Raw genomic sequence first — 22,925 nt, forward strand, 5'->3', positions numbered from 1 at the left:
CCACCACCCTTGCCGGAGGGCCCTACGGGCCCGCACCGCTGTCCCGGCCCTCGGTCATCCGAATTACGCGAGGCGCGGGTCCCTGTCCTCCGCCGCGCGCTCGTCGAAGATCCGCATCGCCTTGGCGGTCACGGGCCCGGGTGCGCCGGTCAGGGTGCGCCCGTCGACGCGGTGGACGGCCTGGACGTCGCGCAGGGTGGAGGTCAGGAAGATCTCCTCGGCGCTCTCCAGGACGTCGAACGGAAGGTCGGTCTCCTCGGCGCCGGTCCACTCCACCGCGAGGGCGCGGGTGATGCCCGCCAGGCAGCCGGAGGAGACGGGCGGGGTGTGGATCCGGCCGTCGATCACGACGAAGACGTTGGATCCCGTGCCCTCGCAGAGCCGGCCGACGGTGTTGGCGAACAGCGCCTCGGAGGCGCCCTGCTCGCGCGCCCTGGCCAGGGCGACGACGTTCTCGGCGTACGAGGTGGTCTTCAGGCCGGTGAGCGCGCCGCGCTCGTTGCGCGTCCAGGGGACCGTGATGACGGCGGTCGAGTCGGCGCGGCGGCCCGTCTCGCCGAGCGCCACGACGAGGCCGGCGCCCTCGTCTCCGCGCTCGGAGCCCAGCGGGGAGAGTCCGCCGGTGTACGTGATGCGGAGCCGGCCCAGCTCCATCGGGTTGGCCTCCAGGACCGCGGCGCAGGCGCGGCGGACCTCGTCGAGGTCGGGGTCGGGCAGGCCGAGACCGCGTGCGGAACGGGTGAGGCGCTCCAGGTGCAGGGTGAGGGCGAAGGTCTCGCCACGCTCGGCCTTGACCGTTTCGAAGATGCCGTCGCCGACGGTCAGGCCGTGGTCCAGTACGGACACCCGGGCTTCCGCCGCGTCGTACAGCCCGCCGTTGACCCAGAGTTTCATCGAGAAATGGCCTTTCCGCTCGCCTCGTACGTGCCCGACGCTACCGCCAGCAGGCGGGACGCCTTCAACTCGGTCTCCGCCCACTCGCGCTCGGGGTCGGAGCCCCAGGTGATGCCGGCGCCGGTGCCGAAGCGGAGCACGCCCTCGGCACGGTCGATCCAGAAGGTGCGTATGCCGACGGCGAGCTCGGCGGTGCGGCGGTCGGCGTCGACCCAGCCGATGCCTCCGCAGTACGGGCCGCGGGGCGCCGTCTCCAGGGCCTTGATGATCCGCAGGGCGCTGGACTTCGGGGCGCCGGTGACGGAGCCGGGCGGGAAGGTGGCGGCGAGCAGTTCCGGCCAGCCGGCGCTCTCGTCGATTTCGCCGCGGACGGTGGAGACGAGGTGGACGAGGCCGGGGTGGGCTTCGACGGCGCACAGCTCGGGGACGGTGACCGAGCCGCTCGCGCAGACCCGGCCGAGGTCGTTGCGCACGAGGTCCACGATCATCACGTTCTCGGCGTGGTCCTTCTCCAGGAGCCCGTCGGCGGTCCGGGCGGTGCCCTTGATGGGGCCGGACTCGACCGTGCGGCCCTCGCGGCGCAGATAGAGCTCGGGGGACGCGGTGGCGATCTCCACGCCGTGGGCGGGCAGCCGAATCGTTCCGGCGTACGGGGCGGGGTTGCCGCGGGCCAGGACGGCGGTGAGGGCGTCGACGTCGGCGGCCCCCGGGTCGGGCAGCGGCGCGGACATCACACGGCAGAGGTTCGCCTGGTAGACCTCGCCCCGCGCGATGTGCTCGCGGATCGTGCGGACGCCCGCGGTGTACGCGGCGCGGTCGAGGGAGGACGTCCAGTCACCGACGGCGGGCCCGCGCCAGGCGCCCGGGGCGGGCGCGGGGACGGGGTCCGGCCGTACGTCGCCGAAGCGGGCGCAGGTCAGGCGGCCCTCGAAGTCCGCGGAGACGGCCCAGAAGCCGGCGGAGTCCAGGGCCTCGGGGTCACTGGTGACATCCCGCAGGTCGGTCGCGACGAGGCCGCCGAAGCGGGCCAGAGGAGCAAGGTCGTACACGGGTGTGAGTCTATGGCGGGCAGAGGTGCGATGGCGGGGCGTGCCCCGGGGTGCTCGGGGTGGGGCGCTCGGCGCGGGGTGCTGACGTCGGAGCTCACGTCGGGTGGCTCACGCCGGGGCCGCTGCGAGCCACCTGGGGAACACGAGGAGTGAACGCCGTGCGAACGCTCCCGGGCGCCCGGCTCGGTACGCAGCTCAGCACGCTGCGGAAACGCGTTTTTGTGCTGGCCCAGGAATCCGCTAGAGTTCAACACGTCGCCGGGACGCGCAAGCGGAACGGAAACGACAAGCGGACGTGGCTCAGTTGGTAGAGCATCACCTTGCCAAGGTGAGGGTCGCGAGTTCGAATCTCGTCGTCCGCTCGATGTGGGGGATCTTCCCGAACCCCCGTATTCACTCCTGGTGGAGTGGCCGAGAGGCGAGGCAACGGCCTGCAAAGCCGTCTACACGGGTTCAAATCCCGTCTCCACCTCCAAGCGCGATTAGCTCAGCGGGAGAGCGCTTCCCTGACACGGAAGAGGTCACTGGTTCAATCCCAGTATCGCGCACGCAGCACAACCGAAGATCCGGTCCGCATGGACCGTCCCGCGCGATTAGCTCAGCGGGAGAGCGCTTCCCTGACACGGAAGAGGTCACTGGTTCAATCCCAGTATCGCGCACGCAGTAACAGCTGGTCCTGTATGGTTTGGGACCGTCCCGCGCGATTAGCTCAGCGGGAGAGCGCTTCCCTGACACGGAAGAGGTCACTGGTTCAATCCCAGTATCGCGCACACAGTACGAAGCCCCGGCCGCCGCTCGCGGCCGGGGCTTCGTCGTACCCGCTCCTGTCACCAGGAGCGGGGTCGTCACGAGGAGAAGAGCATCCGGCCGAAACCGCGCTGGCGGTAGTGACCGCCGTGGTGGCCGCCGTGGTGCGGGGCGCCCCAGGCGGGGGCGGCGGGGGCGGGCTGCGCCGGGTAGGCCGGCGGGGCGGGCGCGGGCGGGGCCTGACCCACCCACTGGGACTCGAGCCGGGTCAGGGCCTCCAGCTCGCCGTAGTCCAGGAATATCCCGCGGCAGCCGCTGCACTGCTCGATCTGGACACCGTTGCGGTTGTACGTGTGCATGGCCGCATGGCACTTGGGACACTGCATGTTCGGCTCAACTCCCTGCCGTTCGGATGGTGCTCTCAGCTTATGAGGACGCGGGCGGAGGCAACTCGGTTCGGAGCGACCCGATTCGGGCGCAGGTGTCGATCATCACTTCCTCGACCTCGTCGAGGGGGCGCTTCTCGTCGGTGGACTTGGCGAGGGCGAGCGCCGCGGTCTGGACGGTCAGGGCGCGGGCGGGGACGTCGAGTTGGGCCCAGGGGTCGTGGGCGGTGACGGCGGGGCCGCCGGCCGTCAGGTAGGCGTCGAGGAATCGGGACCAGACGTCCGAGGGCAGGATGCCGGCGGCGAACCAGGCGGCGGGGCGGGCGAGGTCCCAGGCGGGGTCGCCCAGGCCGAGGTCGTCCACGTCGATGAGGAGCCAGGGGCCGTCGGGCGTCCGCGGGTCGCGTACGAGCTGGCCGAGGTGGAAGTCGCCGTGGCAGAGGAGGCGACGGGCGGCCGGTTCTTCGGGGAGGGTGCGCCAGGCGCGGAGCACGGCCTCGACGGCGCTGCGGGGCGCGCCGGGGGCGGCCCGGCGCATCCGCCGGACGGCGAGGGCGGCTTTGACGGGGGCGCGCATGGGCGGGAGGTCGGGGGGCGGCGTCGTTCGGTGGAGCCGAGCAAGGAGCCGGGCCGCGTCCTCCCAGGGGGCGGCGTCGGGGTCGGCCGGGTCGACGGGGGTGCCGTAGGGCCAGGCGGTGAGCGGGCGGTCGGCACGATCGGGGTGCGCGAGGTGGGCGTGGGGTGGGAGCAGGATCCCGTCCAGCGCGTCGAGCGCGGCGACGGCGACCCGGGCCGCGTGCTCGTCGGGATCGATGCCGGGGGCGTGGGCCTTGACGACGACGGCGCCGTGGCGGACGACGGTGCCGTCGTCGCGGTCGGCGAGCACGATCCTGGTGTGCGAGGCGCACGGGCAGTCCGCGTCGGCCCGGTGCGCGGCGTCCCGCGCGAGGGTGCTGAGCTGTTCGAGTTCGGCGTGCTCCACGCGTGGAGCGTACGCGGCACCGTCGCCCGCCCGAAGGGGCAGCCTCCGACCCGGGCACCGCACGTGGCCCACCCGGCACCGGAAAGCGCGAGGGCCGGTCAGCTCCCCAGCTGACCGGCCGCACGCTGCCGTCCGCCGCACCCCCGTCCCCACGGGGTTGTTGGCCGGATGTCCCCGACCCGGGCCGCTCTCCCGGGTCCGGGGCGCCGCTCAGCGCCCCAGCATCACGCCCACGGACGACGCCTGTGTGACCACTGCGTCCCAGCCGCCGAAGACGACGACCAGCAGGGTCGCGAGAGGGAGGACCATGGCGGTCGCCACCAGGGGGTGGCGGCGGCCCGAAGGTCGGGTGTTGATCCGCGGTGCCGTGTACGCCATGGGTCCTCTCCTGTCGTGTCTGGCAGCGGCGGGTGTCTGACCTCGGGGGACGAGTGCTGCACCCGCCGCTTGACTTCAACACTAGGGATCGCAAGCCGCCCGGACGTCATGCCCGCGTACCGATCTCCGGGCCTCCCGGAGGATGACGAGCACCCTCACGGCGTACTCCCCTGGGTGGAGAGCCCGTCCTAGGAGTGAGGGTCTTCCCGGAGGGGTACCGGCTGCTCGACCAGTGCGAGGACCCGGCTCGCCATGAAGCGGGCGGTCCGGACGACCACCCCGGTCCGCGTGACTTCGCTCACTTCCACCACCCCTCGCCGTACCGCCGTCTCCACCCTCCGGCCCGCCCGGCTTGCCACCACTTCGTACGTCCGTGTCGTGTCCCCCGCGTCCACGACTATCTCCACGCGATCACCCTTCATCGACCGAATCCCCCTTCTGCGATTGGATGTTGGAGAATCCCGCGGTCCGGACGCGTATCGACGCCCTTGTCCTGACCACCCCTCAAGTGTCCCCCTCAGCACTGACAATCGATCCTTCGGCGAGGGCGCGGCCTATGAGCACACCGGGGCGCCAATACGTAAGCTGTGCCACGTCGAACGGACGAGGGGACGGACATGGCGATGATGCGGCTCCGGCGCGAGGATCCGCGGATCGTCGGGTCGTTCCGGCTTCACCGCCGGCTCGGGGCCGGCGGGATGGGGGTCGTGTACCTGGGCTCCGACCGGCGCGGGCAGCGCGTGGCGCTGAAGGTGATCCGGCCGGATCTGGCCGAGGACCAGGAGTTCCGGTCGCGCTTCGCCCGCGAGGTGTCCGCCGCCCGGCGGATCCGCGGCGGCTGCACGGCCCGGCTGGTCGCGGCCGATCTGGAGGCCGACCGCCCGTGGTTCGCCACCCAGTACGTGCCCGGCCCCTCGCTGCACGACCGGGTCGCCGAGGAGGGTCCGCTGCGGGCCGCCGACGTGGCCGCGATCGGGGCGGCGCTCTCGGAGGGCCTGGTCGCCGTCCACGAGGCCGGTGTCGTGCACCGGGACCTCAAGCCCTCGAACATCCTGCTGTCCCCCAAGGGCCCCCGGATCATCGACTTCGGCATCGCCTGGGCCACCGGCGCCAGCACCCTCACCCACGTGGGCACGGCCGTAGGCTCCCCCGGCTTCCTCGCGCCCGAGCAGGTGCGGGGCGCGGCCGTCACCCCGGCCACGGACGTGTTCTCGCTCGGTGCCACCCTCGCGTACGCGGCGATGGCGGACTCACCCTTCGGGCACGGCAGTTCGGAGGTCATGCTCTACCGGGTGGTGCACGAGGAGCCACAGCTGACCGGCGTACCGGACGCGCTGGCCCCGCTCGTCCGGGCGTGTCTGGCGAAGGACCCCGAGGAGCGTCCCAGCACCCTGCAACTCTCCATGCGGCTCAAGGAGATCGCGGCCCGCGAGGCGCAGGGACTCCCCGCCGCCCGCCCGCCGGTGCAGCGGGACCGTACGGAGCAGTCCACGGGCAGCCGGCCCACGGAGCGGTACACCGAGCGCACAACGCAGGGGAACGCCCAGGGTCCGGCCCCGCGGCCTTCGGCGTCCCGTACCAACGGGCGGCCGGCCCCGCAGTCCCGGCCCAACGGGCGGCCCGCACCGTCCCGACCCGGCGGCGCGCGCACCACGTCCACCGGCCGGCGGCCCGCCAATCCCCGACTGCTGCGTCAGCGGCTCTTCGTCTTCGTCGTGGTGACGCTCGTGGTGGCGTTGGGGATCGCGGCCGCGCAGGCCCTGCAGGGTTAGGGTCTGTCCGACCCTGATCGGCCGGACAGGCCCTAGTCCTGCGGGCGGCCGCTCGCCACCGCGTAGAAGGCCACCGCGGCCGCCGCGCCCACGTTGAGCGAGTCGACCCCGTGTGCCATCGGGATGCGGACCCATTCGTCCGCGGCGCGCAGCGCCTGTGTGGACAGGCCGTCGCCCTCCGCGCCGAGCATCAGCGCCGCCCGCTCCAGCTTGTGCGGGGCCGCCACGTCGATCGGGGACGCCTTCTCGTCGGGGGTGAGGGCGAGGAGCTTGAAGCCCGCCTCCCGTACCGCCTCCAGGCCGCGCGGCCAGGTGTCCAGACGGGCGTACGGGACGGAGAAGACCGCACCCATGGAGACCTTCACGGACCGGCGGTACAGCGGGTCCGCGCAGTCCGGGGACAGCAGCACCGCGTCCATGCCGAGGGCGGCGGCGCTGCGGAAGATGGCGCCGATGTTGGTGTGGTCGTTGACCGACTCCATCACGGCGACCCGGCGGGCGGTACGGAGGAGTTCCTCGGCGCTCGGCAGCGGCTTGCGCTGCATGGAGGCGAGGGCGCCGCGGTGCACGTGGTAGCCGGTGACGCGCTCGGCGAGCTCCGGCTGCACCGCGTACACGGGCGCCGGGACCTCGTCGATGACGTCGCGCATGACGTCGACCCACTTGGCGGACAGCAGCATCGACCGCATCTCGTACCCGGCCTGGCGGGCCCGGCGGATGACCTTCTCGCCCTCGGCGATGAACAGGCCCTCCGCGGGCTCGCGCCTGCGGCGCAGCTCGACGTCGGTCAGCCCGATGTAGTCGCGCAGGCGCGGGTCGTCGGGGTCGTCGATGGTGATGAGTTCGGCCACGTGGTGATACTGCCTTGTCCGGGGTGCGGTGCCAATGTGTGCGGCAGGGGGTTGGATGGCCCCTGGTTACTTCACGAGCTTCCCAGGGCCCTCGCCGACGACGTCGCCGATGACGATGACGGCCGGCGGACGGACCTCCTCCGCCTTGACCGTCTCCGCGACGGTGGCCAGCGTGGCGTCCACCCGGCGCTGGGTGGCCGTGGTGCCCTCCTGAACGAGGGCGAGCGGGGTCTCGGGGGCCTTGCCGTGGGCGATCAGCGCCTCGGCGATCTTCCCGATCTTGTCGACGCCCATGAGGATCACCAGCGTGCCGGTGAGCTTGGCGAGAGACGCCCAGTCGACCAGGGAGCGCGGGTCGTCGGGCGCCACATGCCCGCTGACGACGGTGAACTCGTGGGCCACTCCGCGGTGCGTGACCGGGATGCCGGCCGCGCCGGGGACGGAGATCGAGCTGGAGATGCCGGGGACGACGGTGCAGGCGATGCCCTCCGCCGCCAGCGCCTGGGCCTCCTCCATGCCGCGGCCGAAGACGAAGGGGTCGCCGCCCTTCAGCCGTACGACGGACTTGCCGGCCTTGGCGTGCTCGATCAGCGCGTTGTTGATGGCCTCCTGGGCCATGAAGCGGCCGTACGGGATCTTCGCCGCGTCGATGACCTCGACGTGCGGGGGCAGCTCGTCGAGGAGGTCACGGGGGCCCAGGCGGTCGGCGATGACCACGTCGGCCTCGGCGAGCAGCCGACGGCCGCGGACCGTGATGAGGTCGGGGTCGCCGGGGCCGCCGCCGACCAGCGCCACGAAGGAGGTACGGGTGCGGTGTTGCGGGGCCGCGAGCGAACCGTCCCGCAGGCCCTCGACGATCGCGTCGCGCACGGCGGCGGAGCGGCGGGGGTCGTGACCGGTGAGCACGGCGACGGTCACGCCCTCGCTGCGACCGGTGGCCGGGGTCCAGGCGGTGGCGGCGTCGGCGTCGTCGGAGCGCACGCACCAGGTCTTGGTCCGCTCGGCCTCGGCGGAGGCGGCGGCGTTGGCGACGGGGTCGCTGGTGGCGACGAGCGCGTACCAGGCGTCGGCGATGTCCCCGTCCTCGTACCGTCGCCTGACCCAGGTGATCTCGCCGGCCTCGGCCATCGCCTCGACGGACGGGGTGGCGGACGGGGAGACGAGCGTGACGTCGGCGCCGGCGGCGATGAGGGCGGGGAGCCGGCGCTGGGCGACCTGGCCGCCGCCGAAGACGACGACGCGGCGACCGGAGAGGCGGAGTCCTACGGGGTAGGCGGGGTGCGCGGCGTGCGGCGCGTTCTCGGCCATGGGTGTGCGGCTCCTCGGAGGGGCGGGGCGTGTGCGGGGCCGCGTCGGCGCTGAAGCGGCTGGTGGGGACGGGTTTCGGGTACCCGCACCCACGATATCGGTCACCGGGGGTGGGCGGCCTGTGACGGATGTCCCTCCGGGCCCCCGGGGCTCGGGCCACGGGCCCAAGGGCTGAACTGCCCTGATGGGGCGCCGCCCCCGTGGGTTGTGCCCACCCCCTCCCCCAGACTCCGTCCGGGGGGACCCCCAGCCCTGCGGGACGTATGCCCACAACGGGTCGGGGGGCAGCGCCCGCCATCCTCTACTTCTCCGTCACGCCCGCCGAGTCGAACGTCGCCACCTCGTGCATCGCGCGGGCTGCGCTCTGGACGATCGGGAGGGCGAGGAGGGCGCCGGTGCCCTCGCCGAGGCGGAGGTCGAGGTCGACCAGGGGGCGCAGGCCCAGCTTGTTGAGGGCCGCGACGTGGCCGGGCTCCGCGCTGCGGTGGCCCGCGATGCACGCCGCCAGGGACTCGGGCGCGATCGCCCGGGCCACCAGTGCGGCCGCACCTGTTGAGACGCCGTCGAGGACGACCGGGGTACGCAGCGAGGCCGCGCCGAGGATCAGGCCGACGAGCGCCGCGTGCTCCAGGCCGCCGATCGCCGAGAGGACGCCGATCGGGTCCGCCGGGTCCGGCTTGTGGAGGTCGAGGGCGCGGCGGACCACGTCGACCTTCCGCGCGTGCATCTCGTCGTTGATGCCGGTGCCACGGCCGGTGACCTCGACCGGGTCGACCCCCGTGTACACGGAGATCAGAGCCGCGGACGCGGTCGTGTTCGCGATACCCATCTCACCGGTCAGGAGCGCCTTGTTGCCCGCCGCCACCAGGTCCCGCGCGGTCTCGATGCCCACCTCGATCGCGGCGAGCGCCTCGTCGCGGGTCATCGCGAGGCCGGTCGTGAAGTCGCCCGTACCGGCGCGGACCTTGCGGGGCAGCAGCCCCGGCGTGGACGGCAGGTCGGAGGCGACACCGACGTCGATGACGCAGACCTCGGCGCCGACCTGGTTCGCGAAGGCGTTGCAGACCGCTCCGCCACCGAGGAAGTTCGCGACCATCTGGCCGGTCACCTCCTGGGGCCAGGCCGTGACGCCCTGGGCGTGCACTCCGTGGTCGCCGGCGAAGATCGCGACGGCCGCGGGCTCCGGGATCGGCGGCGGGCACATCCGGGAGAGCCCGGAGAGCTGCGCGGAGATGATCTCCAGCATGCCGAGCGCCCCGGCGGGCTTCGTCATGCGCTTCTGCCGCTCCCACGCCTCGCCGAGCGCCTTGGCGTCCAGTGGGCGGATGTTGGCGACGGTCTCCTGGAGCAGGTCGTGCGGCTCCTCGCCCGGCAGGGCGCGCCGGCCGTACGTCTCCTCGTGGACGACCCAGGACAGCGGGCGCCGCTTGGACCAGCCCGCCTGCATCAGCTCGGGCTCCGCGGGGAACTCGTCGACGTACCCGACGCACAGGTACGCGACGACCTCCAGGTGCTCGGGGAGGCCGAGCGCGCGGACCATCTCGCGCTCGTCGAAGAAGCTGACCCAGCCGACGCCGAGGCCTTCGGCGCGGGCGGCGAGCCACAGGTTCTCGACGGCGAGCGCGGAGGAGTACGGCGCCATCTGCGGCTGCGTGTAGCGGCCCAGGGTGTGCCGGCCGCCCCGCGTGGGGTCGGCGGTGACGACGATGTTGACCGGGGTGTCGAGGATGGCCTCGATCTTCAGTTCCTTGAACTGCTTCGCCCGGGCCTTGGGCAGCGACTGGGCGTAGGCCTCGCGCTGGCGCTGGGCGAGTTCGTGCATGCTCCGGCGGGTCTCGGCGGAGCGGATGACGACGAAGTCCCAGGGCTGGGAGTGGCCGACGCTGGGCGCCGTGTGGGCGGCCTCCAGGACGCGGAGCAGCACCTCGTGCGGGATCGGGTCGGATCGGAAGCCGTTGCGGATGTCGCGACGCTCGCGCATCACGCGCAGCACGGCCTCGCGCTCGGCCTCGTCGTACCCGGGCGCCGGGGCACCGACAGCCTCCGGCTCCTGGAGCTCCTCGGCGGAGTCGTCGTCGCCGGCGGTCTCGTCGGCCGTCGGCTCCTCCGGCGCAGGCTCCTGCGCCGCGGGCTCCTCGGCGACGGGCTCTTCGGCGGACTCTTCAACAGCTTCGGCCGGGGCCTGGACCTCGGCCGGCACCTCGGCCCCGACCTCGGTCGCCGGCTCCGGCTGCTCCTGCTCGAGGGCCTCGGCGGCCGGCTCGACGACGACCGGCTCCACGGCGACGGGCTCCACCGCGGCGGGCTCGTCCACAGCGGGCTGCTCGGCGGCGGGGGTCTCCGCGACCGGCTCGACCGGGGGCTCGACCTCGGGCTCGGGCTCGACCTCGGGCTCCGCGGCCTCCTCGGCGACGGGCTCGACGAGGGGCTCGACGACGGCCTCGGCCACCGGCTCCTGGACCGGCTCCGGCTGAACCTCTGTCACGGCCTGCGGCTCGGCCTCGGTCACGGCCTCCGCGGGCGGTACGGGTACGGGAACCGCAGTGGACGAGCCGCCGTCGCGCGGGGCGGGGACGGCCGCAGGGGCCTCCTCCACCGGCTCCTCGGACACGGCGGGAACCTCGACCGGAAGCTCGGCCGGGACCTCGACCGCGGGCTCCTCGGCGGCGGGCTCGGCGACCTGCATCGGCGCCGGAACCGGCGCCTGCTCGGGCGCGGGCTCGGCCACGTGCTCAGGAGCGGGAACCGTCTCCTCGACCGCCTCGACGACCTCGGCCACCGGCGTCGGCGCCAGGTGCGGGGTGGTCGGGACCGTGCCCTCGACCTGGACGAACTGGCCGACCGTTTCTGCGGGGACGGCCTGGTGCGCCGGCGCCGCCGCCGGCCCCTGGGGCTGCGGGTCCCACGGCACGGCGCCCTGCGGCGGGATCTCGCCGAGCTGGGGGGCGACCGGCGCGGCGGGCTGCTCCTGCGGGATGTCGAGGTACTCGGGGCCGGTCGTCGGCGGGCCCTGCACACGGGCCGCCATGGGGACGGGCGCCGTTGCGGCGACCTGGGCGGCGACGGGCGCGGGTGCCGGCGCGGGCACCGGAGCACCGGCGGGGCCGCGGTCGGCGAGCGAGCGCACGACGCCCCCGCCGGTCTCCGGGACGGGCGGGCCCATGTGCAGCGGACGGCGGGCGGGCGGCGGAGTGGAGGCGGCGGCCGGCGGCGGTACGCGTACCCCGCTGAGGTCGACCGAGCCGGAGTCGCGACCGGCTGCCTCGTGGGCGCCGGTGTCCAGGATCCCGGGCTCGTACCCGTGGTCGGTGAGGACCGGCTCCTGCGGGGCCGTCGGCACGCCGTGCGCGGGGGTGGAGACGGCCTCGTGCGCCACGGGGGCGGCCGCGGCGGCCGGCGGGACCGGTGCCATCGGCGCCTGCGCGGCGAGGGCGTCGGCGATCGGACCCGCAAGCGGGTCGGTGAGCGGGTCGCCCACCGGCGGCAGCTGACCCGGCATCATCCCGGGCGCCGGCACGGCGACGGGCGGCGCCTGCACGGCGCCCGGCTGGTGCTCGCTCCACGCGCCCTGCGCGCCCGGCATCAGAAGGAGGTCGTCGTCCTCGGCTGCGTTCTCGGAGGGGTCCAGGAAGGTGTACGCGCCCGGAGCGGGGATGCCCGGCTGCTCGACCATGCCTGCGTTCTCCGGCAGCCCCTCGCCCGGGACCTGGCCGGTGTCCGTCATGCGTACCCCTCGCCCATCGGTTGTGCTCCTTCAGACCTTCGCCCGTCAACAAGAACGAGCGTGCGCGCCGTGCGGCACGAATGACGCGCGGACACCCAAGCATTGTCGCGGCCTTCGGCCATCGTGGCAGGGAGATCTGCCACGGTGCGCTGTGGACTGCGCCACGTCGCGCGTCCCCCGGTTACGCCGTACCACATCAGCGACCCAATGGGGCCCCTACTTCCGGACATTGGCGGCCAAACCGCCGATGGTCCCGGTGCGGTACAACAATCGGCCAGCCTACCTCGCCCGGTGGTACGGCTCGGGCACGGGTGGGGTTCCCCCGGCGGAGCCGGACAGGCCCTAGGCGGAGGTCGGCCGGCGGCCGGAGAGCAGGAAGACGACGGAGCGTTCACGTTCCGACCAGTCGGCCGGGTCGAGGCCGACGCTCTGCAGCAGGGAGCATTCGACGGTGTAGCCGCCGTCGGCGAGCGCCGCGCCGATGGCCTCGGCCTCGTCGCGGGTGGTGGCGTGGGCGACGATCCGCTCGGGCCTGCGGTCGGTGCAGGCGGTGACGACGGGGACGCCGCCGCCGCCGATCCGTACGACGTCGGGTTCGGGGAGCCGTTCCAGTACGTGCGGGGCGCGGCCCGGTACGGCCTGCAGCTGGACGCCGTGGCGGCGGGCGGCGGCCTCGGTGCGGGCGCAGGCGGCCGGGTCGGCGTCCACGGCGATGACGGCCGCGCCGAAGCGGGCGGCCTCGACCGAGAGGGCGCCGCTCCCGCAGCCGATGTCCCAGACGAGGTCGCCGACGCGGGGGCCGAGGCGGGCGAGTTGGGCGGCGCGCAGGGTGGGGGTCTCCCCGCTGCCGGCGGCGCGGTCCTCGCCGGTCTCCTCGGAGGGCAGGGCCCAGCCGCGTACCTTCGGCGTCTCGTGCCCCATCAGCCAGCCCCCGCCGTGCCCGCCGGCGGAGCCGCCGATGACGATCACGACGTTCGGGTCGCGCCAGGCGTGGTCGGCGGCCTTGTCGGAGGTGAGGACGGTGACCTGTTCGCGGTCGGTACCGAGCTCCTCGCAGATGACGAAGGTGCGGTGCACGCCGTCGAGGAGGAGGGCGAGTTCGGCGGGGCCGGCGCCGGGCGACGTGAGGACGGCGACCTTGGGGTGGGCGCGGCAGACGTTCACGGCGCGGCGCAGGGTGCGCTGGTGGGCGACGACGATCCGGGCGTCGTCCCAGGGCATGCCGGCCCGGGCGAAGGCGGCGGCGACGGAGGAGACGGCCGGGACGACCTCGACCTCGAGGCCGTGCTCGGGGGCGCGCAGGGTGCGGACGACGCCGAAGAAGCCGGGGTCGCCGTCGGCGAGGACGACGGCGGTGCCGCGGTGGCCGGCGATCCTGCGGGCGGCGAGGTCGACGCTGCCGAGCCGGATGCGCTCGGCTCCCGGCGGCACCTCGGGCAGGGCGAGATGGTGCGCGGCCCCGGCCACGAGGGTGGCGGCGGAGAGCGCGGACCGGGCGGCTGCGGTGAGCGGCGAGCCGTCCCAGCCGATCACCGTGACCCGGTCGGCCATCGTCGTCTGTCTCCTGAGGTCTTTGTCGCAGGTCGGGGGCGTGTCGAGGGTACCCCGGGTCGGTGGCCCGCTCAGCTCCAGTCGGTGAACGACGAGTATCCGGCCTCGGCCATCTGATCGGCGACGCCCTCGAGGTCCTCGGGGAGCAGGCCCCACACGATGAAGTCGGTGCGCAGGTCGGCCCAGTCGCCGTCCTCGGTACGAGTGCGGGCTATGCAGGCACCGCGCAGGACGCCTTCGCTGATGCAGCCGATCTTCTGGGCGACCTGCTGGGAGGCGGTGTTGTCGGCGGCGGTGCGCAGCTCGATGCGCTCGAAGCCCTGGTCGCCGAAGAGCCACTGGGCGGTGGCCAGGGCGGCTTCGGAGGCGTATCCCTCGCCTCGGGCCCAGGGGGCGATGATGTAGGAGAGCTCGGTGGAGCGGACCCGCCAGTTGGTGTTGCTCAGCTGGATGATGCCCACGAGCCGCTGGGTGAGGAACTCGGTGACGGCGAGGTCGAGGCCCCGGCCGGCGGCGCGCTCGGTGGGGGCGTACTCGGTGATCCAGCGGCGCGCGGCGTCCTCGGTGTACGGCTGGGGGACGGCCGTCCAGGCCGCGACCATCTCGTCGTTCATCATCTCGGCCAGGGCCGGGGCGTCGGCCTCTTCGAGCGCGCGCAGCACCAACCGGTCCGTGTTGATGGAGATGTCCGGAAAGGTGGTAGTCATGCGCAGCTCCATGCCGAGGACCGTCCGAATCGACCGTGAACGCACAGCATGCAGTATGAAGCCGCAGGTGCGCATGGCCGGGTCCGATGTGGCGTCAGATGGGGGAAGGGTGCGACGAAGGCCCCGCGCACCGGACGGGATGCGGGGGCCTTCGTCACAAGAACTGTACTGCGGGCCTTACTTGGCGACGGCGCCGAAGGCCGGGATGACCGCACCGTTCTTGTAGGTGTCCTCGATGTACTTCTTCACCTCGGGCGAGTTGAGGAGCTTGGCGAGCTTCTGCACGCGGGCGTCCTTCTCGTTGCCCTCCTTGACGGCGAGGAAGTTGGCGTAGGGGTTGCCCTCCGCCTTCTCCACGGCGAGCGCGTCGGTGGCCGGGTTGAGCTTGGCCTCGATGGCGTAGTTGCCGTTGACGACCGCGGCGTCCACGTCGTTCAGGGCGCGGGGCACGGTGGCGGCCTCCAACTCCTTGAACTCCAGGCCCTTCTTGTCCGTGATGTCGGAGAGCTTGCCGTTGGAGCCGACGCCGTCCTTGAGGGTGATGAGCCCGTTGTCGGCGAGCAGCTTGAGCGCGCGGCCGCCGTTGGTGGTGTCGTTGGGGACGGCGACGGTCTGGCCGGCCTTGATGTCCTTAAGGTCCTTGACCTTGTGGGAGTAGAGGCCGAGCGGCTCCAGGTGGACGTTGACCACCGGGACGATGTGGGTCTTGTTCTTCAGGTTGAAGTCGTCGAGGTACGGCTTGTGCTGGAAGAAGTTGGCGTCGACCTGGCCGGTCTCGGTGGCGGTGTTCGGCAGGACGTAGTCCGTGAACTCCTTCACCTCCAGCTTCAGGCCGGCCTTCGCAGCAAGGTTGTCCTTGACGTAGTTCAGGATGTCGGCGTGCGGCGTCGGGGACGCGGCGACGACGAGCGGCTTGTCGGCGGAGCCGGCCGAGTCCTTGGCGGAGGACGGGTCCGACGAGGTGCCGCAGGCGGTGAGGCCCAGGGCGAGCGCGGCGGTGGCGGCGATACTGGCGGTGAGCTTGATGTTCTTACGCACGAAAAGTGCCTCTTTCTGGTGGTGCGGTGGACGCCTGGACAACAAGTCCGGGCTCTTCTTCGAAGGACGAAGTCTGTGGGTCCGCCGTGGTCAGGCGGTGCGTCCTCGGCGGGCGAGGAGGCGGACGGCGAGGTCGCCGATGAGCTGGACGACGGTGACGATCGCGATCAGGACGACGACCGTGACCAGCATGAACTGGGTGTCGAAGCGCTGGTATCCGTAGGTGATGGCCTTGGAGCCGAGGCCTTCGCCGCCGACCGCGCCCGCCATCGCGGAGTAGCCGACGAGCACGATCACGGTGGTGGTGACGCCGGAGACCAGCGAGGGCAGCGCCTGCGGCAGCAGCACCTTGCGGATGATCGTGGGCACGGAGCCGCCCATGGACTGGACCGCTTCGACGAGTCCGTGGTCGACCTCACGGACCGCCGTCTCGACGAGGCGCGCGAAGAACGGGATGGCGCCGATGGCGAGCGGCACGATCATCGCGGTGGGGCCGATGAAGGTGCCGACGACGAAGGTCGTGAAGGGGATCAGGGCGATCAGCAGGATGATGAACGGCAGCGAGCGGCCGATGTTCACGATCACGCCGACGACCTTGTTGACCACGGTGTTCTGCAGCAGTCCGCCCTTGTCCGTGAGGACGAGGAGGATGCCGAGCGGCAGTCCGCCGAGGACGGTGACGAGCGTGGCCCACAGGACCATGTAGAGCGTGTCGACCGTGCCCTGCTCCAGCAGGGGCTGCATCTCCGACCAGGTCACTTGGCACCTTCCTTGACCAGACCCTGGGTGGGCACGTGCGGCTCGGGGGCCGCGTCCTCGTCGACGACGTCGACCTGGAGGCCCTGCTCGCGCAGGAAGCCGACGGGCACGACGTTCTCCTCGTACCGACCGGGCAGTTCGATCCGCATCCGGCCGATCTGCTTGCCGGCGACGGTGTCCATCGCCGCGCCGAGGATCGAGATGTCGATGTTGTACGTACGGGAGAGCTGCGAGATCACCGGCTGGGTGGCGGCCTCGCCGTGGAAGGTGACGTCGACGACCGTACGGTCCGGGCCGGTGGCGGCGCCGCTGACGGGGAAGAGCTCGGCCGCCAGCTCGGAGCCGGGGGTGGCGAGCAGTTCGCTCACGGTGCCGGACTCGACGATCCGGCCCTTCTGCATCAGCGCGGCCGAGTCGCAGATCGTCTTGACGACGTCCATCTCGTGGGTGATGAGCAGGACGGTGAGACCGAGCTGCTGGTTGAGGTCGCGCAGCAGCTGGAGGATGGAGCGGGTGGTCTCCGGGTCGAGGGCGCTGGTGGCCTCGTCGGAGAGCAGCACCTTGGGGCTGCCGGCCAGGGCGCGGGCGATGCCGACGCGCTGCTTCTGGCCGCCGGAGAGCTGGCCGGGGTAGGACTTCGCCTTGTCGGCGAGGCCGACGAGGTCGAGGAGTTCCAGGGCGCGGCGGGTGCGCTCGGCGCCGGAGACTCCGAGGATCTCGAGCGGCAGCTCGATGTTGTCCTTGACGGTGCGCGAGGACAGCAGGTTGAAGTGCTGGAAGACCATGCCGATGTTGCTGCGGGCGCGGCGCAGGTCCTTGCCGGCGCGGCGGCCGTGCGCCGCCAGCGCGGTGAGGTCGACGCCGTCGACGGTCACGGTGCCGGAGGTGGGGCGCTCCAGGAGGTTGACGCAGCGGATGAGCGAGGACTTGCCGGCGCCGCTCTGGCCGATCACGCCGAACACCTCGCCCTCGCGGACATGGAGGTCGACACCGTCCAGAGCGGTGACCTGGCGGCCTCGCGACTCGTAGACCTTGGTCAGGCCCGAAGTGGTGATCACAGGGGTTTCCGTCACTGTCGAGTGCGCGGCGCGGGGTCCGCCGGGCACGGGGCATTCGTCGTTCGGACAGTCAGGCGCAGATGGGCCGGCTCGGTGGGTGACCGGAGGCAGCTCGTGCGCGGGGCGGGCACGGTCCGGCGCCGGCTGCGGCGTGCGGATCGGCTCGGCCGTCGGGTCTCGCTTCGGGGCGCAAGACTCAGGCGGGGGCCCTCAGAAGGCGCACATTCGACACATACAACGAGCACCGGGCGTGGTGATCGCCTCGGTCGCAAGGGTGCGGCTGCTCGTCGTGGTCATGGCTGCAAGTAAAGCACGCACCTGTCGGGCGAGATCGGGGCTGTCCGAATAGCGGACGCGAATAAGACGCCATCCGGACACTCCGCTCGTCCGTGACGCTCCGGCGGTGATCTCCACGCCCCCGCCGGTGGCCTGCGCGGATACCTCCGACAGGTCGGTCACGACGACATCGGCGTCGAACTCGGCACGGTCGTGGGTTGTGGCCAAGGCCACGGTCCGCATGCCCGCCGCGCGACCGGCTTGCCCAGCGGCCGGCCGGGAGCGAGGAGAGCAGCTCCTTGGTGCCGGGCAGCACCTTCGGCGCGCATCTTCATGGTCTCGCCCCTACGGGGCGGATGGGGGGCGAGCGCATCGGGTCTTTTGGCCCGTAATACCCTCGGGGCCATGCTTGACGCCCTGACGGTCGCGGTTTCGGTGGCCGCGCTCGCCCTCGCCGCCTGGTGCGGCTTCGCCTTCACCCGCGATCAGCCGACCAAGGACTGGCACTTCATCGGCATGGCCGTGGTGACCTTCCTCGCACTGGTCCAGCTGATCGTCGGCATCGTGCAGCTGTCGCGCGGCGAGAAGGCCGAGGAGGGCACGACGATCTTCGTCGCGTATCTGCTGGGCTCGCTCTGCGCGGTCCCGGCGGCCGGATTCATGTCGCTCGCGGAGCGGAGCCGCTGGGGCTCGGCGACGGTGGCGGCCGGCGCGGTCGTGCTCGCGGTGCTCGAAGTGCGTCTCTTCGACATCTGGACGGTGGGCTGAGATGACCGTGACGGAGGAGACCGGCGGAGGCGCGCGCCTGGTCAAGGGCCCGGGCATGCTGCTGGTCTGGCTGTACGGAGTGATGTCGGTCGGCGCGGTCTCGCGCTCGATCTACCAGATCGCGACCGAGTTCGACCGGGCGCCGCTCGCGTACGCGCTGTCGGCGGTGGCGGCCGTCGTGTACGCCTTCATCACGTACACGCTGGTGCGGGGCGGGGAGACGGCCCGCAGGGCGGCGCTGGTGTGCTGCGCCGCCGAGCTGGTGGGCGTGCTGACCGTCGGGACCTGGACGCTGGCGGATCCGTCCGCCTTCCCCGACGCCACGGTCTGGTCGGACTACGGATACGGCTACATCTTCATCCCGGTCCTGCTGCCGGTGACCGGGATCTGGTGGCTCCGCCGTTCCCGGGCGACCGCGTAGGGCCGGACAGGCTCTACGCGGCCTTCTCCAGGGTCACGAGCGTGAGCCGCGGACCGATCTCGCGCGTGGCGACCTGCTCGTAGCCCTTGCTGCGGTACAGCCGCAGGTTGCCCTCGCTGCGGTGTCCGGTGAAGAGCTGGAAGCGCTTGGCGCTGCCGGGGACCGGGTCACCGGCGAAGTGGCTCTCGATGGCGTCGAGGAGCCGGCCGCCGAGGCCGTGGCGCTGCATCCGCGGGTGGACGATGAGCTTGGCGATCCGTACGGTGCCGGTCTCGTCGACCCGCCCGCGTACGGAGGCGACGACCTCGTCCCCGAGGCGCGCCACGAGGCCGTGCCCCTGGGCGAGTTCGGTACGCAGGGCGTCCAGGGTCTGGGTGAGCGGTTCGATGGAGTAGTCGCCGTAGAGCTCGGCCTCGCTCTGGTAACAGAGGTACTGCAGCTTGAGTATGTGCTCCGCGTCCTGCGGTTCTGCCGCTGAGATGGTCACGCTCATGCCCATGTGCGCATGCCTCCCGCTCACCTGGTCCACCGGTCGGTCTACCGCACCCTTCCCCTCGAGGTCGATGCGGGAACCTCTGCAGCCAGCATTCTGCGCAGGCATCCCAGGCAACGGGAACGCATCGGCCCCAGACTGCCCTGTGAGATACCCAACTCCCCTGCGATTTCCCGGTAGGTGGGGTCGGCCGGGTCGAGCATCGCGGTGAGCAGGCGCGGGCAGTGGCCGGGGGTACGGCGGACGGCGGCGCGCAGGACACGGCGGCGTTCGGAGGTCAGGGCGGAGCTCTCGGGGGAGTCGTGCGGTTCGGCGGCTTCCTCGCCCCGGTAGGGGCGTTCCCGCAGGGCGGCGCGGCGGGCGCGACGCGCCTCGGCGCGGACGGCTCGGCGCAGCCAGTCGGCGGGGTGGGTGGGCGCCTCGTCGTCCTGGAGCCGTTCGAGGAGTTTGAGCCAGACGGCCTGTTCGAGGTCGCCCGCGTCGACGCCGGCGGCGGGGGCCTCGGCGTTCGATTCCGCGGCGAGGAGGGGCGCGAGGGTGCGGAGGAGGGCGGGGTCGGGGTGGGTCATGCTCCGCACGATGCGGGTCCGGTGCGGGGCGGTTGCGGTCTTGGGCGTAAACCACTCGGGTGGGTGCCGTTGCCCGTGGTCCGGGCCCTGGGTCGTGGGCCGAACGGACCACTGACGGCGCCGCGCACCGTCACCTGCCGGCTTCAGCTGTCGTGCCCGGCGGTTCGGCGCTGCTCGGCGCGGTGGGCGAGCGCGTCGACGATGCGTTGCCATGCCGGTGACGCCTCGGAGATCCGGGCGGAGACCAGCTTCAGGTACCCCGCCCGGTTGCTGTCTCCTTCGTGTGTGATCTCCCATGCGTCCAGGTCGTCGATGAGCCGGTCCAGGCGTGGATCGTGCGGATCCCAGTCGACTGATTGATCACAGGCGAGATACAGGCGCGTCGTCTCGGGGTCGTCGAAGCCGGCGTTCTTGGCCCGTATCCGCTCCGGCATGACGTGCGGGTCCAGTGCCTGCATCAGGATCCACGAGTCGCGCTCGAGGAGCACCCTCCGCTCGCTGACCCCGAGACCGCGCATCCGGTCCAGTATGGCGACCACCTCGGGGGGCAGGACGAGCCTTTCGCCGCTGTCCAGTTCGGCGATCCGGCGGCGGTATTCGGTGAGCTGGTCGATCTTGCGCTGCAGTTCCGCGTCGATGTCGGTGACGGCCGCGGCGAATTCGGTCGGCTGCGCGCGCAGCAGCGCGTCGATACGGGCCAGGGGCACCCCGGCATCGGCGAGCGTCCTGATCCGGATGAGATCGACCGCCGCTTGCGCGCTGTACCGGCGGTAGCCGGAGGCATCGCGCGCGGGCTCGGGCAACAGGCCGACCTGGTGGTAGTGGCGAACGGTGCGCACGGTCACGCCGGCGGTTGCCGCGAGCCGGCTGATCGTGAGCACCGTCCTCCTCGGGTCTTCGTGCAGCGTGCCGGTGCCGAGTCTAGGGCCCGATCCGCCGGACAGGCCCTAGGGGCGAGCCGCCCGGTCGATGACGTCGCGGACGGCCTGGACCACGGCATCGGGGCGGTCGAAGCAGAGTCGGTGGTGGGCGGTGTCGGAGAGGATGCGCTGTTCCCCCCGCGAGACCGCGCTCACCAGGGCCGCGTCCAGTCTCGTCCTGCCGTCGTGCATCTCTTGCAACGTCCGCTCCGACGTCAGCGCCTTCTGGCCGGGGTCGGTGCCCACCACGGTGAGAGCGACCACCGGGACGTCGGGAAGGTCCGGCCCGGCCCGCAGTTCGGTGGCCAGGTCGGCCAACATGGAGCGCTCGGCGATGCCGACGCGGGTCCATGCGTCACTCACCTTGGCATCGGCCAGGGCCTGCCGCAGGTGCTCCGGGTACTCCGCGAGCAGCTCGGCGAACATCTCGCGCAGGGCCGGGCGCATCTGCTCCAGCCGCTCCCGGTCAGGTGCCATCCGCTCGACCGCGGCCAGACTCGCCGCGGGAGGCATGAAGTCGTCCCAGTCGCGGTGGAAGGCGTCCAACCAGACAAGCCCGGCCACATCCTGCGGGTACAGCTGTGCGAACCGATGCGCGTAGAAGCCGCCGAGGGAGTGCGGCACCAGAACGTACGGGGCGGGGATGTCCTGGGCTCGCAGCAGCTCGCGCAGTTCCGTGGCGACCGCGGCGGCGGTGCGCGGCAGCGGAAGGGGATCGCTGTGACCCGTGCCGCCGCGGTCGTACACAACGGCGGTGGTGAACTGCGAAACCGCCTGCTGGACACCGAAGTAGTCCAGGCCGACCGCGCCGGCGCCCGGCAGGAACACCACGGCCGGCCCGCCGCCGCCCGTCCGATGCACGAAGAGGCGGCGGCCTTCGATCTCCTGGAACCCTCCGATCGGCGGGGCGAGCCGAGCCGGGGAAGTGCTGTTGTTCGTCATGCGACCAGGCTCCAACCCTGACGCAGGGGCAGGGTCAACCCCTTCCCCCGCTTCAGGGTGCGCACGGCCCTGTGCCCACGACGGGTCAGACGGTCCTGAAGTCCGCGGCTGCCAGGAGGGCCGTGTCCGGGTTGTCGGAGAAGATGCCGTCGATGCCCGTGGCCAGGTAGGTCTTCAGGGCGCCGAAGACGTCTCCGTACGCGTTCGGGTCCGTGCCGCGGCGGAAGTCGGCGGGGAGGAAGCCGTTCTCGTTGCGCTGGGTGTACGGGTGGAGGATCAGGCCCTCCGCGTGGGCGTCGCGGACCAGGGTGGTCGGGCTTCCGAGGCGGCCGCTCGCGTCGCGCGGGATGACCAGGTCCAGGGTGGGGCCGATGCCCTGTGCGTACGAGGCGATCCAGCGCAGGCCCGCGGGCGTGACGAGGTCCGCGACCGTGCGCGGGTCGCCCGCCTGGACGAAGTCCCAGGGGCGGCTGCTCGCGGCGGAGAGCAGCACCACCCGCGGGGAGTTCACCAGCTCGGCGAGGCGCTGGATGCTGCTCGGTTCGAAGGACTGCAGGAAGACCGCGGAGCCGGCGCGGTGACGCCCGTACCGGCGCAGCAGCTTGGCGAGGCGCTCCTCCAGGCCGAGGCCGAGGGAGCGGAAGTAGGTGGGGTGCTTGGTCTCGACGTGCAGCCAGACCTCGCGGCCCCGGCGGCGGCCCTCCTGCTCGGCCCAGCGCAGCACCTCCTCGAAGGTGGGGATCTGCCAGCGGCCGTCGTAGAGGGTGTTCTCCTGGCGGGTGCCGGGGATGCGCTCCTTGGCGCGGAGCGTCTTGAGCTCGGCGAGCGTGAAGTCCTCGGTGAACCAGCCGGTGTACGAGACGCCGTCGACGGACTTGGTGGTCTTGCGGGAGGCGAACTCGGGGTGGTCGGCGACGTCGGTCGTGCCGGTGATGTCGTTCTCGTGACGGCAGACCAGGTGGCCGTCCTTCGTGGGGACGAGGTCCTGCTCGATCACGTGCGCGCCGAGGTCGAGGGCGAGCTGGTAGGAGCCGAGGGTGTGCTCGGGGCGGTAGCCGCTCGCGCCGCGGTGGGCGATGACGGTGGGGACGGGGAGGGAGCGGAAGCCGTGGCCCTTGCTCGTGGCCTCGGTGGCCTGCGCCGCCTGCGCGGCGCCTGCGGGAAGGACCGTCGTGGCGCCCAGTACGGCCGCGCCCGCCGCCCCGAGGACCGTCCGCCGGGCCGGGCTCCGGTGCTCACCCTGTGTCATGAAGACTCCTTCTGTGATGTCCCGCACCTGTCAACTGCTGCCCCGACCGTAGGCAGTCACCCCCTACCTGCGGCAGATCCTGG

The 22,925-nt window shown here is 72.4% G+C and carries 22 protein-coding genes, 5 tRNA genes and 1 pseudogene; 8 read left to right on the forward strand and 20 right to left on the reverse strand.

Going from position 1 to position 22,925, the window contains the following annotated elements:
* Positions 1 to 63: 63 nt before the first annotated feature.
* The gene (locus ACFV9D_RS31155) at positions 64 to 894 is read right to left on the reverse strand and encodes an aminotransferase class IV (protein ID WP_385153599.1); all 831 of its coding nucleotides are present in this window, start codon (positions 892 to 894) and stop codon (positions 64 to 66) included.
* The gene (locus ACFV9D_RS31160) at positions 891 to 1,943 is read right to left on the reverse strand and encodes a chorismate-binding protein (RefSeq protein WP_385153602.1); all 1,053 of its coding nucleotides are present in this window, start codon (positions 1,941 to 1,943) and stop codon (positions 891 to 893) included. The genes ACFV9D_RS31155 and ACFV9D_RS31160 overlap by 4 nt, the downstream gene beginning before the upstream one ends.
* Before the next feature lie 289 nt (positions 1,944 to 2,232).
* Here ACFV9D_RS31160 and ACFV9D_RS31165 point away from each other — a divergent pair.
* From ACFV9D_RS31165 to ACFV9D_RS31185, 5 genes are all read left to right on the forward strand, one after another.
* Positions 2,233 to 2,305: transfer RNA gene (locus tag ACFV9D_RS31165), tRNA-Gly, on the forward strand.
* Positions 2,306 to 2,344: 39 nt separating this feature from the next.
* Positions 2,345 to 2,418: transfer RNA gene (locus ACFV9D_RS31170), tRNA-Cys, on the forward strand.
* 1 nt (position 2,419) lies between these two features.
* Positions 2,420 to 2,491: transfer RNA gene (locus ACFV9D_RS31175), tRNA-Val, on the forward strand.
* 39 nt (positions 2,492 to 2,530) lie between these two features.
* Positions 2,531 to 2,602: transfer RNA gene (locus ACFV9D_RS31180), tRNA-Val, on the forward strand.
* 39 nt (positions 2,603 to 2,641) lie between these two features.
* Positions 2,642 to 2,713: transfer RNA gene (locus tag ACFV9D_RS31185), tRNA-Val, on the forward strand.
* Positions 2,714 to 2,788: 75 nt separating this feature from the next.
* Here ACFV9D_RS31185 and ACFV9D_RS31190 read toward each other — a convergent pair.
* From ACFV9D_RS31190 to ACFV9D_RS31205, 4 genes are all read right to left on the reverse strand, one after another.
* Positions 2,789 to 3,076 carry a zf-TFIIB domain-containing protein gene (locus ACFV9D_RS31190; RefSeq protein ID WP_385153605.1) on the reverse strand — a complete coding sequence of 96 codons (288 nt, stop codon included), beginning with the start codon at positions 3,074 to 3,076 and terminating at the stop codon, positions 2,789 to 2,791.
* A 40-nt stretch (positions 3,077 to 3,116) separates the two neighbouring features.
* On the reverse strand, positions 3,117 to 4,058 hold the full coding sequence (locus ACFV9D_RS31195) for a phosphotransferase family protein (protein WP_385153608.1): 942 nt from the start codon (positions 4,056 to 4,058) through the stop codon (positions 3,117 to 3,119).
* 210 nt (positions 4,059 to 4,268) lie between these two features.
* Positions 4,269 to 4,436 (reverse strand): hypothetical protein, encoded by a 168-nt coding sequence (locus ACFV9D_RS31200; protein WP_385153611.1) that lies wholly within the window; start codon positions 4,434 to 4,436, stop codon positions 4,269 to 4,271.
* A 188-nt stretch (positions 4,437 to 4,624) separates the two neighbouring features.
* Positions 4,625 to 4,858: a hypothetical protein gene (locus ACFV9D_RS31205; protein ID WP_385153614.1), complete on the reverse strand. Its 234-nt coding sequence runs from the start codon at positions 4,856 to 4,858 to the stop codon at positions 4,625 to 4,627.
* Between the two features lie 195 nt (positions 4,859 to 5,053).
* Between ACFV9D_RS31205 and ACFV9D_RS31210 the strand changes: the two genes are divergently transcribed.
* Positions 5,054 to 6,208: a protein kinase gene (locus ACFV9D_RS31210; protein ID WP_385153617.1), complete on the forward strand. Its 1,155-nt coding sequence runs from the start codon at positions 5,054 to 5,056 to the stop codon at positions 6,206 to 6,208.
* 32 nt (positions 6,209 to 6,240) lie between these two features.
* Here ACFV9D_RS31210 and ACFV9D_RS31215 read toward each other — a convergent pair whose 3' ends face one another.
* From ACFV9D_RS31215 to ACFV9D_RS31255, 9 genes and pseudogenes are all read right to left on the reverse strand, one after another.
* A complete protein-coding gene (locus ACFV9D_RS31215; protein WP_385153620.1) occupies positions 6,241 to 7,059 on the reverse strand; it encodes a TrmH family RNA methyltransferase in 819 nt (272 codons plus the stop codon).
* A 66-nt stretch (positions 7,060 to 7,125) separates the two neighbouring features.
* Entirely contained in the window at positions 7,126 to 8,367 is a 1,242-nt protein-coding gene (gene cobA, locus ACFV9D_RS31220; RefSeq protein WP_385153623.1) for a uroporphyrinogen-III C-methyltransferase, read from the reverse strand.
* A 301-nt stretch (positions 8,368 to 8,668) separates the two neighbouring features.
* Positions 8,669 to 12,091: a nicotinate-nucleotide--dimethylbenzimidazole phosphoribosyltransferase gene (cobT, locus tag ACFV9D_RS31225; RefSeq protein WP_385153625.1), complete on the reverse strand. Its 3,423-nt coding sequence runs from the start codon at positions 12,089 to 12,091 to the stop codon at positions 8,669 to 8,671.
* A 342-nt stretch (positions 12,092 to 12,433) separates the two neighbouring features.
* On the reverse strand, positions 12,434 to 13,642 hold the full coding sequence (gene cbiE, locus ACFV9D_RS31230; protein ID WP_385153628.1) for a precorrin-6y C5,15-methyltransferase (decarboxylating) subunit CbiE: 1,209 nt from the start codon (positions 13,640 to 13,642) through the stop codon (positions 12,434 to 12,436).
* Positions 13,643 to 13,713: 71 nt separating this feature from the next.
* Positions 13,714 to 14,349: a GNAT family N-acetyltransferase gene (locus tag ACFV9D_RS31235; RefSeq protein ID WP_385153631.1), complete on the reverse strand. Its 636-nt coding sequence runs from the start codon at positions 14,347 to 14,349 to the stop codon at positions 13,714 to 13,716.
* A 177-nt stretch (positions 14,350 to 14,526) separates the two neighbouring features.
* A complete protein-coding gene (locus tag ACFV9D_RS31240) occupies positions 14,527 to 15,387 on the reverse strand; it encodes a MetQ/NlpA family ABC transporter substrate-binding protein (protein ID WP_385153632.1) in 861 nt (286 codons plus the stop codon).
* Positions 15,388 to 15,477: 90 nt separating this feature from the next.
* Entirely contained in the window at positions 15,478 to 16,146 is a 669-nt protein-coding gene (locus tag ACFV9D_RS31245; RefSeq protein ID WP_361847428.1) for a methionine ABC transporter permease, read from the reverse strand.
* Positions 16,143 to 17,204: a methionine ABC transporter ATP-binding protein gene (locus tag ACFV9D_RS31250; RefSeq protein ID WP_385153636.1), complete on the reverse strand. Its 1,062-nt coding sequence runs from the start codon at positions 17,202 to 17,204 to the stop codon at positions 16,143 to 16,145. Before ACFV9D_RS31250 ends, ACFV9D_RS31245 begins: the two co-directional genes overlap by 4 nt.
* Before the next feature lie 402 nt (positions 17,205 to 17,606).
* Positions 17,607 to 17,756, reverse strand: a pseudogene (locus tag ACFV9D_RS31255) (HAD family hydrolase); the annotation flags it as partial.
* Between the two features lie 129 nt (positions 17,757 to 17,885).
* Between ACFV9D_RS31255 and ACFV9D_RS31260 the strand changes: the two are divergent.
* Both ACFV9D_RS31260 and ACFV9D_RS31265 read left to right on the forward strand, forming a co-directional pair.
* Positions 17,886 to 18,248: a hypothetical protein gene (locus ACFV9D_RS31260; RefSeq protein ID WP_329122724.1), complete on the forward strand. Its 363-nt coding sequence runs from the start codon at positions 17,886 to 17,888 to the stop codon at positions 18,246 to 18,248.
* A gap of 1 nt (position 18,249) precedes the next feature.
* Positions 18,250 to 18,669, forward strand: a complete 420-nt coding sequence (locus ACFV9D_RS31265; RefSeq protein ID WP_385153638.1) for a hypothetical protein — start codon at positions 18,250 to 18,252, stop codon at positions 18,667 to 18,669.
* A 13-nt stretch (positions 18,670 to 18,682) separates the two neighbouring features.
* On the opposite strand, the gene ACFV9D_RS31270 is transcribed toward ACFV9D_RS31265, so the two are convergent.
* The 5 genes from ACFV9D_RS31270 to ACFV9D_RS31290 form a co-directional block, all read right to left on the reverse strand.
* The gene (locus ACFV9D_RS31270; protein ID WP_385153641.1) at positions 18,683 to 19,168 is read right to left on the reverse strand and encodes a GNAT family N-acetyltransferase; all 486 of its coding nucleotides are present in this window, start codon (positions 19,166 to 19,168) and stop codon (positions 18,683 to 18,685) included.
* 38 nt (positions 19,169 to 19,206) lie between these two features.
* On the reverse strand, positions 19,207 to 19,731 hold the full coding sequence (locus tag ACFV9D_RS31275) for a sigma-70 family RNA polymerase sigma factor (RefSeq protein WP_385153644.1): 525 nt from the start codon (positions 19,729 to 19,731) through the stop codon (positions 19,207 to 19,209).
* Positions 19,732 to 19,874: 143 nt separating this feature from the next.
* On the reverse strand, positions 19,875 to 20,612 hold the full coding sequence (locus ACFV9D_RS31280) for a MerR family transcriptional regulator (RefSeq protein ID WP_385153647.1): 738 nt from the start codon (positions 20,610 to 20,612) through the stop codon (positions 19,875 to 19,877).
* Between the two features lie 66 nt (positions 20,613 to 20,678).
* Positions 20,679 to 21,593, reverse strand: a complete 915-nt coding sequence (locus ACFV9D_RS31285) for an alpha/beta fold hydrolase (protein ID WP_385153650.1) — start codon at positions 21,591 to 21,593, stop codon at positions 20,679 to 20,681.
* Between the two features lie 85 nt (positions 21,594 to 21,678).
* A complete protein-coding gene (locus ACFV9D_RS31290) occupies positions 21,679 to 22,842 on the reverse strand; it encodes a glycerophosphodiester phosphodiesterase (RefSeq protein WP_385153652.1) in 1,164 nt (387 codons plus the stop codon).
* Positions 22,843 to 22,925: the final 83 nt, after the last annotated feature.

The sequence above is a fragment of the Streptomyces sp. NPDC059875 genome, from assembly GCF_042731085.1.
GTDB lineage: Bacteria > Actinomycetota > Actinomycetes > Streptomycetales > Streptomycetaceae > Streptomyces.